Below are 15,662 nucleotides of genomic sequence, written 5' to 3' on the forward strand. Positions count from 1 at the left end.
TACCGGACGAACCACGGCCCGTCCGGCCGGGCGAGGCGCAACCGGCCGAGGCACAGCCGGGCAAGGCACAGAGGACATGATGGAAGCCACACCGACCGCAGAGACCGCACCGACAGCGCAGCCGGCCCGGACCGCACCGACCGCACCGGTCGCTTCCGGGGCGGCCGGCCTGGCCGAGAGCGTACTCGCCCAGGCCCGCCGCACCCCGGGCGCCGTCGCCGTCATCGACGGCGAACGGCACCTCGACTACGCCGCGCTCGACTCCGCCAGTGCCACCGTCGCCGACGCCCTGCGCCGCCGTGGCATACGGCCCGGCCAGGCGGTGGCGGTCTGCCTGCCACGGTCGTGGCAGCTCGTCTGCGCCATGCTCGGCGTCCTGCGTCTGGGCGCCGTGGTGGTCCCGCTCGACGCGCAGAGCCCGCCCGAACGGCGCGGTCACATCCTCACCGACGCGGCCACCGTGGCACTGATCCACGGCGAGACGGCACCCGAGGACCTGCCGGGCCGCGTGGCGCCGCTGGCGGTCGCGGCCCTCCTCGAAACCGCTCCGGCCACCGCGGACGTACCCCCGCGGGCCGCCACCGCCGCCGCACCGGTCTCCTTCGTCTTCTACACGTCGGGCACCACCGGCCGGCCCAAGGGCGTCGAAGTGCGGGACGCCGGAATCCTGCGCCTGGCACGGCCCGGCTGGATCGAACTGCCCGAGGGCGCCCGCTACGCCTGCCTGTCCAACCCCGCGTTCGACGCCCTCAGCTTCGAGGTGTGGGTGCCCCTGCTGACCGGCGGCTGCTGCGTGATCCTCGACGACGAGGTGGTACAGACCCCCGACGTGCTGGCGGCCGAGCTGCTGCGCCGGCGCATCGACACGCTCTTCATGACCGTGGCGCTGTTCAACACGGTGGTCGACAGGGCTCCCGACTGCTTCACCGGAGTCCGCCGGGTACTGGTCGGCGGGGAGCAGCTCAACGCCCCGCTGATCCGCCGCTGGTACCGGGACAACCCGGCCGCCCCCACCCGGCTCCACAACGTGTACGGCCCCACCGAGGCCACCACCTTCGCCCTGTGCCACCCGATCCCCCGCGACGCCGGCCGGGACGTCGTGCCCATCGGCCGGACCCTGCCGGGTACCGAGGCGCTCGTGGTGGCCGACGGCGCACGACCGGCCGGGACCGGCGAGCTGGGCGAACTCCTCCTCGCCGGAGAGGCGCTGGCGGCCGGCTACCGCAACCTGCCGGACGAGACCGCACGCCGCTTCGTCCGGCTCCCCTGGCACGACGGAGGGCGCGCCCGGTACCACCGCACCGGCGACCTGGTGAGGCGCGGCGCCGACGGCCTCATCGAGTACGTGGGACGCGCCGACCGCCAGGTGAAGGTGCGCGGCTTCCGCATCGAACCGGGTGAGCTGGAGCGGCACATCCTGTCCCATCCGGCGGTCCGGCAGACGTACGTCTGCACGCGCCGTGACGAGACCCAGGGCGTCAACGAACTGCTGGCCTTCCTGGTGCCCGGGGCCGGCCTCACGTTCGACGACTTCGACCGTCACCTGGCCGCCGGCCTGCCGCCGTACATGCGCCCGCACCGGATCCACCTGGTCGGCGAACTGCCGCTCAACGCCAACGGGAAGGTCGATCAGGCCGCCCTGCTGCGGCGCGACGACGACGAGCCCTGGCGCCGCGCCGAGGCCACGGCGCCGGAAGCCGCCGCCACCGAGTGGCAGCGCGGGATCCTCGAACTGGCGGGCCAGGTACTGGGGGTGCCGGGGCTGCGCCTGGACGACCGCTGGATCGCCAGCGGCGGCGACTCGCTCAAGGCCCTGCGCCTGCGCTTCGAGGTGCGGCGGCGCTGGGGCTGCGAACTGCCGCAGCGCCTGGTCCTGCGGGCGGACCTCGCGGAACTGGCCGCAGCCGTCCGGGCCGGACGCGCCACGGACCACTCGCCCTATCCGGCGGCCCCCGCCCCGGGGGACGCCCGCTCCGCGCCGGCCACCTCCGAGCAGCAGCGGCTGTGGCTGCTGCACCAGCAGGACCCCCGGTCGTCCGCCTACAACGTAGGGCTGTCCTTCCGGATACGCGGCACCGTCGACAGCGCGGCACTGCGCCGTGCGCTGCAGCGGCTGGTGGCGCGCCATCCGGCGCCGCGCACCGCGTTCGAAGCCACCGCCGGGGGACTGCGCCAGGTGGTGGGGGAGCCGTACGACCCGTGGACGGAGCCGCCCGCGGACCTGGGCGGCGACGAGAAGAGCCGGCGCGACCACGCCGACCGCTTCTTCGCCACGCCGTTCGACCTGACCCGGCCACGACTGCTGCGGGCGAGCTGGCTGGCGGAGGACGACGGCGGCGCACTGCTGCTGCACCTGCACCACATCGCGGTCGACGGCTGGTCGCTCAACGTGCTTCTCCGGGAGCTGTCACAGGAGTACGCGGCCGTGTCGCACGGGGACGGGGCAGCCCCGCCGGCCGCGCCGACGCCGCTCGACTTCGCCGCCTGGCAGACCGACTGGTTCAGCCGGCCGGGATACCTGACGCAGCGCGCCGAACTCCGGGCCCACTACGACGCGGCGGAGCAGGAGAAGGAACACGCGGCGATGGCGGCACCGCCGGAACCGGTCCGCCGCGCGGCCCGCGAGGGCCGCCTGCTGCGCACGTCCCTCGACGCGGTACGCCGCACCACCCTGGACAGGCTCTGCTCCGAACTCGGACTGACCCGCTTCCAGCTCCTGCTGGGCGTCTTCGCATGGAGCCTGTACGGCGTCACCGGCCGCTCCCGGCTGCGGGTCGCGAGCCCCGTCGCCAACCGTCCCGTGCAGGCGTTCGAAGCCAGCGTCGGCATGTTCGCCAACACCGTGCTGCTGCCCACGCGGGTCGAGCCCCGCCGGTCCCTGCGCGCCGAGCTGCTGCGTCACGGCACCGCCGCACAGGCCGTACTGGACCGGCAGGACGTGGCCCTGGCTGACGTACTGGCCGACCGGGACGCCGGCGCCGGCGGCACGCCGTTCGACTTCCTGTTCGTCCTGGAGAACACCGACTTCTCCGCGCTGGCGCTGCCGGGCTGCGACACCCGCCCCGAATGGTCCGCCCCGGCCCACGCCAAGTGCCCGCTGACGCTGTCCGTGGTCGAGCACGAGGACGGTTTCGACTGCCTCTGGGAGTACGCGGAGGGCCACTTCACCGCTCCCGAGGTGCAGGCGACGGCCGACCTCTTCCGCAGCGGGCTGGACCGGCTGGCCGAGGACCGGGACACCACCGTCGCGCACCTGGTGGCCCCCTACCGCCAGAGCCTTCCCGACCCCGGGCGCGGCACCCCGGCGGAGCCGGCCTGCGCCACGGTGGCCGAGGCCTTCGCCCGTCAGGTCCGCCGGACACCCACCGCGCCCGCGCTCGCGGCCGGTGACCGTACCCTCAGCTACGCCCTGCTCGACGTCCATGCCGCGGCGCTGGCCGCGGAACTCCTGGAGCGGTTCCCCGTGCCGCCGGAAGACGACCGTCCGCGCAGCATCGCACTCCACCTCGAACCGTCGGTCGAACATGTGGTGGCGCTGCTCGCGCTGGCCCGCCTCAACATCACCGTCGTGCCGCTCGACCCCGCTTATCCACCGGCCGTACTGCGTCAGATACTGGACCAGGCGGAGCCGCTGTGCGTCCTCGTCCCACCGGGCGGCGAGGCCGCACTCGACGCGATCGCCCCGCCGGACCTGCACCGTAGTCCGGTCACCCTGTCGACCGCCCCCGCGCCCGCGCTGCCGCCGCACGAGGGCCGACGGCCGCTGTACACCCTTTTCACCTCCGGCTCCACCGGCACCCCCAAAGGCGTGCAGGTGTCCGACCGCACCTTGTGCAACCTCCTGCAGTGGCAGAGCGAATCCGGGGGACTGTCCGCGCCCGCCGTCACCCAGCAGTTCTCCATGCTGTCCTTCGACGTGTCCTTCCAGGAGATCTTCGGCACCCTGTGCGGCGGCGGCTGTCTGCACCTGGCCCGGCCCGGCTGGCGGCAGGACGCCCCGGCGCTGCTCGCCCAGCTCGAGTCGGCCGGCGTGGAACGCGTCTTCATGCCCTACGTCGCGCTGCAACTCCTCGCGGAACACGCCGTCCACCTCGGCCGCTACCCCTCGCGGCTGCGCGAGGTGATCACCGCGGGCGAGCAGTTGCTGTGCACGGACGCCATCCGCCGGTGGTTCGCCGGGATGCCCGGCGCACGCCTGTTCAACCACTACGGCCCGACCGAGACCCATGTCGTCAGCGCGCTCCGCCTCGACGGCGACCCCGCGCACTGGCCGGAACGCCCGGCCATCGGCCTCCCCGTGGCCAACGCCCGGCTGCGTGTGGTCGACGAGGCCGACCAGGTCGTCCCGCCGGGCTGCCCCGGCCGGCTGCTGATCGGCGGGCCGATGGTCGCCCGCTGCTACCTGGGCGACGCGGAACTCAACCGGAGCCGCTTCGTGGAACTGCCCGGCGCCGGGCTGTTCTACCGCACGGGCGACCAGGCCCGCTTCGACCACGAGGGGCTGCTGCACTACCTCGGCCGCGACGACCAGCAGATCAAACTGAGCGGCCACCGGCTGGAACTCGGCCAGGTCGAGGCCGCGCTGCTGCGGCACCCCGCGATCGTCAACGCCGTCGTCGTGCTGGACGGCGACCAGTTGGCGGCCTGTCTGCAGTGCCGCGACGAGTGCCCCTCACCGGAGGAACTGGCGAGCCACCTGGCACCCCTGCTGCCGCCCCACGCACGGATCCACCGCTTCCGCCTGCTGGAGACGCTGCCGCGCACCCCCAGCGGCAAGCTGGACCGCCGCCGGGCGCTGGCCGCCCCCGGCAAGGAGCTGAACCCGCGCCCCGCCCCCGCGCCCCGCCTGTCCCCGCTGGAGGTCCGGCTCACCGCCCTGTTCGAGGCGGTGACCGGCACACCGGTCCAGCCCGACCAGCGCTTCTTCGACGCGGGAGCCTCCAGCCTCGACCTGATGCGCTTCCACCTGCGCTGCACCACGGAACACCGGCTGCCGCTGACCATCCCCGACCTGTTCGAGCATGTCACCATCCGCCGCCTGGCCCGCTTCCTGGAAGGACGGCCGGCCACGGCGGGCCTGCCCACCGCCGCCCCCGCGACCGTGCCCGGGACCCCGGCGGCCGACGAGCCCGTCGCCGTCGTCGGCATGGCGGTACGGCTCCCCGGCGCCGACGACCTGGCCTCCTTCTGGGAGATGGTGCGCAGCGGCCGTCGCGGCACCGAGCACTTCGACGCGGCGGACGGCCTGGTCGGCGCCCGCAGCCAGATGGCCGGTCTGCTCGCCTTCGACCCGGAGCACTTCGGCATCAGCCGACGCGACGCGCGCCTCATGGACCCGCAACAGCGCCACCTGCTGATGGCCTGTGTCCAGGCGCTGGCCCACGCCGGTGTCGCCGACCCGGCCGGGCGGCACATCGGACTGGTCGCGTCCTGCGGTGAGAACACCTACTTCCAGTCCATGCTCCGCGAGGCCGACCCGGCCGACCTGCCCGACGACTTCCAGCTCGCCCTGCACCACGACAAGGACTTCCTCGCCACCAAGGCGGCCTACCACCTGGGCCTGACCGGACCGGCGTTCACCGTGCAGGCCGCGTGTGCCAGCTCGCTGGTGGCCGTGCACCTCGCGGCCGGCCTGCTGCGCCAGGGCGACGCCGAGGTGATGCTCGCCGGCGGAGTGCTCGCCGACCCGCGGCTGACCGACGGCTACACCTACCAGCCCCAGCACATCTTCTCCCGGGACGGACACTGCCGGCCGTTCAGCGACGACGCCGACGGCACCATCGGTGCCAGCGGCGTCGGCGTGGTGGTGCTGAAACCCCTGCGGCTCGCGCAGCGCGACGGCGACACCGTCCACGCGGTGATCACCGGCTCGGCCGTCAACAACGACGGTGCCGGCAAACTCGGTTACAGCGCCCCCTCGCTGGCCGGACAGCGCGAGGTGATCCGCGCCGCCCTGCGCCGCGCCGGCCGGAGCGGTGCCGACGTCGGCTATGTCGAGGCGCACGGCACCGGAACCCAGCTCGGCGACCCGGTCGAGGTGGGCGCGCTGCGCCAGGCTCTGGACCTGGGCGCGACGGACAGTTGCGCGCTGACGTCGGTGAAGAGCCAGATCGGCCATCTGGGCGCCGCCGCGGGAGTGGTCGGACTGGTGCGGGCCGCCCTCGCGGTCCGGCACGGCGTGATCCCGCCCAACGTCGGCTTCCGGCGCGTCAATCCCCGCATCGGCGACGTGACGCCGTTCCACATCCCCGCCGATGCCCGGCCGTGGCCGGCGGACCGGCCGCGGGTGGCGGCCGTGAGCAGCTTCGGCATCGGCGGCACCAACGCCCACCTGCTGCTGGAGCAGGGGCAGACGCCGGCCACACCGCCCACCGCCCCGCCCTGCCTGATGCTGTCCGCCAGCAGTGCGGAGAGCCTGCGCACCGACGCCTCCCGCATCGCCGACTACCTCCAGGCCCGGCCCGAGGCCTATGACCAGGTGCTGCGGCATCTCCAGGCCGGCCGGCCCCCGCACCGGTGGCGGACGGCGGCCGTCTGCCCCGACGCCGCCGCCGCGGTCGCCTGGCTGCGTACGGCGGCCGGCGTGGAGGCGGCCCCGGGCGAGGGGAGCCTCGCCGCCGCGGACCGTACCGCCCAGGAGCTGGCCGACGCCTGGCTGGCCGGGCGGACGATCCACTGGCCGGCCGGGCCGGCGCAGGCGCCCTGGGACTTCCCGCCGCCCGCGTTCCGGCTGACCGACCACGACTTCGAGCGCGCCGCGTCCGCATCCGGACCGGCGGCCCCGGACGGGTGGCCGCAGCGGCTGCCCGAAGCCGAGTGGCTCCACCAGCCGCACTGGGTACGGCTGCGCCGGGCCCTGCCCGCCGGCCCCGACACGCCCACCCGCGGCCTGCTGGTCGTGATGACGGCCGAGCCGCTGCCCGAGGCCGCGGTACGGCCCCTGCGGGCGGCCTACAGCAGGGTGGTACGGGTCGGCGCGGCGGACGCCTTCGCCCAGCTCGCGGACGACCTCTACCAGGTCGACCCGGCCGACCCCGACTCGCTGGACCGGCTCCTCGACGCGCTGGCCGACGAAGCCCGGACGGGCGTCGACTGGCTGCACGCCCTGCCGCTGTCGGTCGACGGACCGGTGGGCGAGGAGTCGCTCACCCGCGCCCGCTGGGCCTGCCTCGACACCCCTGCCGCACTGATCCGGGCGCTGGCCGGCAGGACGGATACGGGACCGCTGCGCACCCTGTGGCTCTCGCACCGGGCCCAGCCCGTCGAGGGCGACGTGGACCGGCCGGAACTCGGCCTCCTGGCCGGCGCCTGCGAGGTGGCACCCCAGGAGAGCGCCGTCGCCGGCCGCTGGCTCGACCTGCCCGGAGCCGGCCTCGCCGACTGGGCACCGCTGCTGGCACCGGTGCTGGCGGAGCCGCAGCCCTCCGCCCCGGAGCAGCGCCGGCTGGCGCTCCGGCAGGGCTACTGGTGGCAGCCGACGCTGCTGCCGGTCACCGCGGCCCCCGCGGACGCACCCGCGGCCCTGATCGCCGACCACGGCGTCCACCTGATCCTGGGCGGCACGGGCGGCATCGGCGGCACCATCGCGGCCTGGCTGCTGGAGCGGACCGACTGCCGGGTGATCCTGGTGGCCCGCCGGCCGTCCCTGCCGGCCGGCCTGGCGCCCTGGGCGGACCGCGTCCAGATGGTGGAGGCCGACCTGGCCGAGCAACCGCCCCAAGCGGTGCTGGCTCTGATCGAGCGGTACGCCGACCGGCTGGACGGCGTGGTCCACGCCGCCGGCGTGGCGGCCGGGAGCCTGATCGTCCGGCGCGACGCCGCCGAGATGCGACGGGTCACCGCGGCCAAGCTGAACGGCGCCCTGCTGGTCGAATCGCTGATCCAGCGCCACCGGCCGGCGTTCGCCGTGTACTGCTCGTCCATGGCGGCCCTGTACGGCGGCGTCGGGCAGCTCGACTACGCCGCGGCGGGCGGTCTGCTGGACGGCTTCGCCCGCCACCGGGCCACCCCGGCGGAGACCACGCTGCGGCTCGGCATCGACTGGGACATCTGGAAGGAGGTCGGCATGGCCCGCGAGGCCCTGCGGTCGGACGCCCGCCACCAGGCGCACCTGGCGACGGGCCTCGGAGTCGCCGAGGGCCGCCGCGTGTTCGAACGGGCCCTGCGGCTGCAACTGCCGCACCTGCTCGTGTCCACGACCGCGCCGGCGCAGACCCGCTGTTTCTACGAGGCCCCCGCCGGAGCATCCGTCCCCGCACCGGAGGAGGCCGTGGCCCGCCACGCGGAGACCGCCCGGCCCGCCGAACGGCTCGCCGAGCACCTGTGCCGCTGGCTGGGCGTGGAGGAGCTGGACCCGGACGCGTCCCTGTACGACCTGGGCGCGGACTCGCTGACCCTGCTCGACCTGATCAGCGAGGTGAAACGGCTCTTCGGCATCGATCTCGAACTGTCCCGACTGAGCCATCGGGTGAGCCTGACGGAGGTGCTGACGCGGCTCGGCGCGTCGGCACACCCCGGTCCGGAGAGCGGGGAACAGGTGCCTGTGGAGGTGTGGCAGGAGGGCGAGGGACGCGACCTGCTGTGCCTGGTCCACCCGGTCGGCGGTGACATCCAGGCGTACCGCGCACTGGTGTCGTCGCTCGATCCACGGCTCACCGTCTGCCTGATCGCCGACCCCGCCCTGCGACGGCCCGGCCCCGAATGGCCGGTGGAGGAACGGGCCCGGCACTACCACGCCGCGCTGCGGCAGCGCTTCCCGCACGGCGAGTGGCGTCTGCACCTGGCGGGCTGGTCCTTCGGCGCCTGGGTGGCGCTCGCGATGGCCGCCGAGGCGGAGGCGGTCGGCCGGCCGGCCGACGGCCTCTTCCTCATCGACCCGCCTCCACCCGGATCCGGGCGGCGCTTGCGGGACTACGACGAGGCCCACATCGAGGCGGTCTTCGCCCACGAGCTGGGCACGACCGCGGACGCGGCGGCGGGTGGAGCGAAGGACTACGCCGAACGGCTGGCGCGCCGCTGCCGGGCCAACCTCGCCGGCATGGCCCGGTACGAACCGCCGCGCCTGTCCGGCACGCCCAGCCGGCTCTGGCTGGCGGCCCGCCCCGTGGCCGGACTGAGCACGCCGGGCTCCCCCCGAGGAGCAGCTACGCCTGTGGCGGGCACACCTGCCCCGGCCGGCGCACTGCCGGGTGCTGGACACCGACCACTACGGCATCGTCCGGCCGCCCCAGGTGGGGACGGTGGCCGAGGAGATCAACGAGGCCTCGTCGTCCGTCCCCGGAAATCGTTGACGCATCCCCCCCGGAAGAAACCCGAGACCACCGCCGTGCAGCCGAAAGACACGCCGTACCAGTCCCTGCCGCCCCGCTCCTTCTGGCGCTCCGCCGTGGCCGAGCCGGATCCCTCCGCCATCGCGGACCTGTGGACCCCCACGTCCTCCCTCGGACAGGACGAGCCCGTCCTCACCGCCGGCTCCTGCTTCGCGCGCCACATCGGTCCCGCGCTGCTCGGCCGCGGCATGAACTGGCGTGACACCGAGCCCGCGCCGCCGGGACTCACCCAGGCCGAGCGCCGTTCCCGCCAGTACGGCGTGTTCTCGTTCCGCACCGGCAACATCTACACCGCCGCCACGCTCCGGCAGTGGCTGTCCTGGGCGCAGGGCGAGTCCGCCCCGCCCGACGAGGTCTGGTGTGCGGACGGAGGCTTCTTCGACCCGTTCCGCCCGTCGGTCGAACCCGAGGGGTACGACTCGGCGGAGGCGATGCTGGCCGCGCGCCGGACGACCCTGGACGCCATCAGCGGCGCCCTCGCCGCAGCCGGCTGCCTGATCTTCACGCTGGGTCTGACCGAGGCGTGGGAGAACCGGTCCACCGGCGCCGTCTACCCGGTCTGCCCCGGCACCGTCCGCGGCACCTTCGACCCCGCGCACCACGTCTTCCGCAACTTCACCTTCAGCGAGGTGTACCGCGACCTGTCGGCCGCGCTCGCGCTCGCCCGCGCCGCCAACCCGGCTCTGCGCGTCGTGCTCACCGTCTCGCCCGTACCGCTGACCGCCACCGCCACCGGCGGTCACGCGCTCACCGCCACCACGTACTCCAAGTCCGTGCTGCGGGCCGTCGCCGGACAACTGGCCCAGGAACACGACCACATCGACTACTTCCCCGCGTACGAGATCATCACCGGCTTCCCCTTCAAGGCGGCGTTCTTCGAGCCGAACCTGCGGACCGTCACACCGGACGGCATCGCCTTCGCCATGCGCCACTTCTTCGGCGCAGTCGTCCGGCGCCCCGGCGAACCGCGCCCGGGACCCGGCGCCGGGTCCCACCACGGAGAGGACGTCTGGTGCGATGACGCCGTACTCGACTACTACAACCCCCGCTAGGTTCCTGCTGCTGGGCGACTCGCACGCCGGCCCGATCGGCCGGGCGGCGCGGGAGGCGGGCATCCCCTTCCACGGGGGGCCGATCGGGGCCGGACGCGAGTTCACCGCCGAGTTCTTCGACGACCGGCAGGACGACATCGTGTTCCACAAGACCGAGGCCGACCGGTACTACCGCCGCTTCCTGGCCGAGCTGGGCGTCGCGGGCCTCGGCGCGCTGACCGTCCCCCTGGTGTCGACCCTCGGTTTCAGCGCCCACTTCGTCGCCACCGCGGAGAACTGGAAGGTCTACCGGGTACGCGGCGACTTCCCGCCGGGCTTCCTCGCGAGCCGGATGTTCGACGACATCGTCCTCGCCATGTGCCGCGGAGCACTGGCCTTCTACCGCAAGACAGGACGACTCGGCCTGCGCACCCTCGCGGTGATGCCGCCGCAACGGGTGCCGGGCCACGCCGACGCCGCGGTCTTCAGGGCCGCGCAGGACACCGTCCGCCGCGCCCTCGTCCCGCTCGGCGTCGAGATCGTCGACCTGCGTGAGCGCGCCACCGACGCCACGGGCTTCCAGCGCCCCGAACTGTGCGAGCCCGACGACACCATCCACGGGAATCTCGCCTTCGGCCGGATGATCCTGGCCGACCTGCTGGCACGCGGGCTGTGACACCGCGCCGCTGCCGGACACCCACGACACGACGACGCGGAAGGAAGCCATGGAGAAGTTCGTACTGGAAGCCGTCGAGCACCTCACCACCAGGCCCAGGAAGGTCTACCAGACGATCACGGCCGACCCGCTGACCCCGGTCATCGGCGCCGAGATCACCGGCGTCGACCTGTCCCGGGAGCTGTCGGACCAGCAGTTCGAGGACATCGGACACGCCTTCCTCGAACACCACGTGCTCGTCTTCCGGGACCAGGTGCTGACGGCCGAGGACCACAAGCGTTTCGCCGCCCGCTTCGGTGAACTCCGCCCGCTGCCGGTGGCCGTCCCGGAGGGCCGCGACCCGGTCATCCTGGAGATCAGCGCCGACAAGGACTCCACCGACGTCGACGGTCACGGCTGGCACGCCGACGGGACGTCCAACGCCGAACTGGCGCTCGGCTCGATGCTGTACGTCACCCGCACCCCGGACGTCGGCAGCGGCGGCGACACCATGTTCGCCAACATGCACCTCGCCTACGAAATGCTCTCCCCGCCGATGCGGGCCTTCCTGGACGGCCTGACCGCGGTCCACGACGACGCCGTCGCCTGGCAGGGCCACATCCCGCCGGCGGGATACGTCCTGCCCAGGAACGAACACCCGGTGGTGGTGCGCCACCCCGAGACCGGCCGCAAGCTGCTGTTCGTCAACCCCGCCTACACGTCGCACATCGTGCAGCTTTCCGGCGACGAGAGCAAGGCGCTCCTCGGCCTGCTGTTCGACCTGGTCGCCCGCAAGCCGATGCTGAGCTGCCGGGTCCGCTGGACCCCCCACACGCTGGTGTTCTGGGACAACCGCTCCGTCCAGCACCACGCCGTCTGGGACTACTACCCGCACGCGCGTCACGGCCGGCGGGTGGCCATCAAGGGCCGGCGGCCCGAGGCATGAGGGCCGCCGGGGAGCCGGAGCGCGCCCACCGGCTCCCGCGAGCCGTCCGAGCGGCTCAGGCCGCCGCCCGGGCCAGGCATTCCACGAGCCCGTCGGCCAGCCGCCGGTACGCCGCACGCAGCCACCGGGCCTGAGCGTCCGCCTCGTCCGGGGCCGCCGTCCCGTCCCGGCCGGCCCAGGCGTGCGCGTAGACCCGCACATGGGCGAAGGGCCAGGCCTCCGCGTAGGCGTGTGCGTCGGCGGCGGCCCAGGCCGCCGCCGACGCCCCGGCGTTCGCCAGAGCGTTACCGACGGCGAAGGACGCGGCGTTGGCGCCGGTGTTCAGCTCGGCGTAGCCGCTCGCGAACTCGGCGGCCCGGCCCTCACCGTAGGCGTTCGCGACGGCGTAGGCGTGGGCCCCGGCGTACGCCTGGGCGAAGGCTTCGGCGTAGGCGTAGGCGAGGCGGTACGCCTCCCGCAACGCCGGTTCGAGCACCGCCTCCCACTCGGCCTCACCCGGTCGCTCGCCCGCCAGGGCCCGCACGTGCATGTCCCGTACCGCCTCCTGCGGCCCCCGGGGCAGGCCCCGCCGGGCGCACGCCTCCGCCAGCATCGGCGCGACGGCGCGGGCGTGCCAGTCGTGCACCACGGCGAACGGCACCCGACCGCCCAGGCGCCCCAGTTCGTCGTGCAGGCGCAGCGCCCAGTCCTTCGCGGCGGCGGCGGCGTCCTGGCCGTCGTACAGCACGGCGATCACCTGCCACAGCCAGTCCGGCAGGCCGGGGCCGGACGCGGAGCAGGGGTCGGCGTGGGGAGCGGGGGCGGCCATGCCGGCTTCGAGCCGCGCGAGCAAGGCGTCGAAGGACGCGGCGGCTGCCGGGGGACGGCTCATACGGTTCTCCTGTCTCGGACGGCGCACGCCGGCCCGGACCCCGTGGCGGGGCCGCCGGCGACAACGGCGCCTCGAAGAGGAGCACGGCGGGACCGCGAACGGGGCGCATGCTGCCCGAAAGGGCACGGTCTGTGCCCGCACGCCAAGAAGCACCAGGCCACGCCGGGCGACGGCGACGGCCGCGGTGGACCGGCGGGCCGGAACGTTCCTAGAGTTGATCACCGGTCCCCGGGTGCGGCCGGCCGCACCCCGCCCCACGGCAGCGGGACCCGCCCTCCCAGGGAGAAGCAAGCGCATGAGCGGCAACCAGACAGGAGCGGAAGCCGACCCGCAGCCGACGGCGGCCACTCGCGCGGGCACGGCGAGGGACGGGGGCCGGCACGGCGCCCCGCGTCCGGAAGCGGCCCGTACGTCCCCCTGGCACGGCCGGCGACAGCAGGCCCCGGCGGCACCCCGCCCTTCCTCGCCACGCGGCGGCGGGCTCGCGGCGCCTTCCTCACCCGACGCCCGCCGCGGGACCAGGCCACCGGCCGAAACGGCGGCGTCCCGCCAGCCGGCGTCCCCTCGCCCCACCGGCCGCGCGGACGGCGGCGGCCCGGCCTTCACGGCGCACCGCGCAGGCGGGGCATGGCTGATCTCCCGGGCCGGCACCGCGGATCCCCGCGCCCTGGCCTTCGCGGCCGGCCTCGCCCCGGATCCCGAGTGCACCGTCCTGGTGGTCGACCTGCCCGATGAAGCGGACGGCGGGACGCTGGACCGGCTGGCGCAGGCGGTGCCGCCGGGAGAGACGGGCCTCAGGCTGGTGTTCGGCCGGCCTCCCCGCCCCGCGGCCCTGGTCGTGGCCCGGCGGCTCGCCGAGCGGCTGGGCAGGACGGTGACCGCGGCGGACGGATTGCCGCTGCCGACCCCCGGCGGTGGCCTGTTCATCGACGCCGACCGCGGAGCGGGCTGGGTGCGCTGCGCACCCGGCGCGCCGGACGTACGGGACTCCAGGCGCTTCCCGAAGCCGTCGTGGGAGTCCGTCCTGCCGGACCGGCCCAGGTCACCGGGCACCGCCGTGGCGGACCCCGTCCCCGCCGGCGTCTGGCTGCGTCCGGTGGCGGAGGGCACGTCCCACGACGACCACCGGACGCGTCTGTCCGGCCGGCTCAAGGTGTCCTCCGAGCTGCTCACCGTGGTGGTCGGCGTCCCCGGAGCGGCGCCGCTGCCGGTGGCCGACGTCGCCCGACTGTGGCAGAGCCTGCCCCCGCACGTGCGACCGGCGGTGCGGTTCGTCTGTTACGGACCCACCCGCCTGAGCGGGGGCAGGCACTTCGGGGACGTCCTCGCCCAGGTGGTCGGCGAACCGGTACGTCTGTACAACGGGCTGCCCGACGGGGCCGACGACTCCGGTGAGGTGCTGCTGGTGCGACAGGACGGCTCGCCGGGCCGTCCGCTGCTGGCGCAAGAGTTCGTCCACCTGCCGCCGACCGGTTCCGCCGGACCTCCGTCGCCCCCCTTCGCGGCGGCGCACCGCTGGCCGCTCGGCGACCTCCCCGAGCTCGGCCCCGGCACGCACCTCCTGGCGGACGACGCGGTCGTCGAGGTGGTGCGCAGCGGCCTGTGGGTGCGTCTGCCGCACGACCCTCCGTACGCGGCCGAGGTGCGGTCCGCCGATCCGCACCCCGGCCGGGACCGGGTCCTGTGCGACGCCGACTCCGAGGCGGAACTGCCACGGCTCAAGCGGCTCGCGGCGGACCTGGTGCGCGGTTTCCCGACCGAAGTGCGCCGAGCAGTACGCCTCGGCGTCTGCCGCCCCACCGTTCCGGCCCGCGGCCGGCCCCAGGAGCGGCCTGCCCCGCGCGCCGGTGACCGCCCCTCTTCCCCGGACGCTGGCGGCTCCTGCCCCGAGCCGGGCGGCGGGCGGGTCGACGGGGCACCGCGGCTCACCGCCCCGGACAGCGGACACGAGGGATCCCTGTCCGTCGCGGCCGAGATACTCCGCAGGCATCCCGAACTCACCGCGGACCGACCGCACCCGGACGCCGTCGCCGGTCTCGCGGCCGTGCTCCGCCGGCTGGCGGAGACGGAGGAACCGGGCGGCACCGGGGCGGAAGCGGCGGCCGGCCGGCCGGTGCCGGGCGACGGCGAACTGCTGCGCACGGGACTGCGGATGCTTCCCGTGCACCGCGGGGCGACGGGCCTGCGGGCGACGCTCGACGAGGCGATGCGCCAGTGGTACGCCGGGCAGCGGCTGGTGGTCGACCCCCAGGTGTGCGAGGCGTCGGCCCTGGGGCCCCGCGACGAACCGGGCAACACCGACTTCCTCATCTGGTCGGTGGACGGCCGCCGCACGGACCTCCTCGACCCGCTGTGTCCGGACCGGGTGCTGTTCCTGCCCGGCTCCCGGTTTCGGGTACTCGGCGCCGAACCCGGCATCCCGGGCGTCGTCATGATGCGTGAGGTCGGGCCCGGAGAGACGCCGGAGGATCCGGGACGCGACCGCGCGGCAGTACGGGAACTGACCCGGGCGTGGAGGGGCCGGCGCGGCGACGGCGGAGCCTGACGCCGTACGCGGGGCTTCCACGCCCCGCGGCCCTCGCCCGGCCGGAACCGCGAGACCTGACGGGTTGTTCGGACAGAACCCCTGGCCCAAGGGGCACGGTGACGGCTCCACGCTGGCGAACACAGGCCCGCGGCCAGAAGGATGACGCGCGAGGGCGGCTCCCCGCACCGACCACCGGGTCCGACCCGGCAGGGCCGCTCTCCCCGTTCCCAGCCGGGCGAACCGCCCCTCCGTGCGACATGCCGGGACGCACCGCGTCGCCGGCCGAGGGCGCGTCACGCAGGC

General features: G+C 74.9%; 5 protein-coding genes. 4 read left to right on the forward strand and 1 reads right to left on the reverse strand.

The features are described 5' to 3' along the window. The first annotated feature begins 76 nt into the window (after positions 1 to 76). The 3 genes from D9753_RS34960 to D9753_RS34975 are packed head-to-tail and all read left to right on the forward strand — an operon-like array spanning position 77 to position 11,961. Entirely contained in the window at positions 77 to 10,381 is a 10,305-nt protein-coding gene (locus D9753_RS34960; protein ID WP_338058000.1) for a GSCFA domain-containing protein, read from the forward strand. Next, a complete protein-coding gene (locus D9753_RS34970; protein WP_205614337.1) occupies positions 10,347 to 11,036 on the forward strand; it encodes a hypothetical protein in 690 nt (229 codons plus the stop codon). Before D9753_RS34960 ends, D9753_RS34970 begins: the two co-directional genes overlap by 35 nt. A gap of 49 nt (positions 11,037 to 11,085) precedes the next feature. Next, entirely contained in the window at positions 11,086 to 11,961 is an 876-nt protein-coding gene (locus tag D9753_RS34975) for a TauD/TfdA dioxygenase family protein (RefSeq protein WP_121790654.1), read from the forward strand. A gap of 55 nt (positions 11,962 to 12,016) precedes the next feature. Here D9753_RS34975 and D9753_RS34980 read toward each other — a convergent pair whose 3' ends face one another. Continuing rightward, positions 12,017 to 12,832, reverse strand: coding sequence for a SpcZ (locus D9753_RS34980; protein WP_121790655.1), 816 nt, complete (start codon positions 12,830 to 12,832; stop codon positions 12,017 to 12,019). Positions 12,833 to 13,127: 295 nt separating this feature from the next. Here D9753_RS34980 and D9753_RS34985 point away from each other — a divergent pair, with 295 nt between their 5' ends. Continuing rightward, on the forward strand, positions 13,128 to 15,377 hold the full coding sequence (locus D9753_RS34985) for a hypothetical protein (protein WP_121790656.1): 2,250 nt from the start codon (positions 13,128 to 13,130) through the stop codon (positions 15,375 to 15,377). Positions 15,378 to 15,662 lie beyond the last annotated feature (285 nt).

It is taken from the genome of Streptomyces dangxiongensis (genome assembly GCF_003675325.1).
Taxonomy (GTDB): domain Bacteria; phylum Actinomycetota; class Actinomycetes; order Streptomycetales; family Streptomycetaceae; genus Streptomyces; species Streptomyces dangxiongensis.

Excerpts from the sequence above, each read along its gene's own strand:
- D9753_RS34970 (WP_205614337.1), top strand. The coding sequence starts at position 10,347 with ATGACGCCGTACTCGACTACTACAACCCCCGCTAGGTTCCTGCTGCTG.
- D9753_RS34960 (WP_338058000.1), top strand. The coding sequence starts at position 77 with ATGATGGAAGCCACACCGACCGCAGAGACCGCACCGACAGCGCAGCCG.
- D9753_RS34985 (WP_121790656.1), top strand. The coding sequence starts at position 13,128 with ATGAGCGGCAACCAGACAGGAGCGGAAGCCGACCCGCAGCCGACGGCG.
- D9753_RS34980 (WP_121790655.1), bottom strand. The coding sequence starts at position 12,832 with ATGAGCCGTCCCCCGGCAGCCGCCGCGTCCTTCGACGCCTTGCTCGCG.
- D9753_RS34975 (WP_121790654.1), top strand. The coding sequence starts at position 11,086 with ATGGAGAAGTTCGTACTGGAAGCCGTCGAGCACCTCACCACCAGGCCC.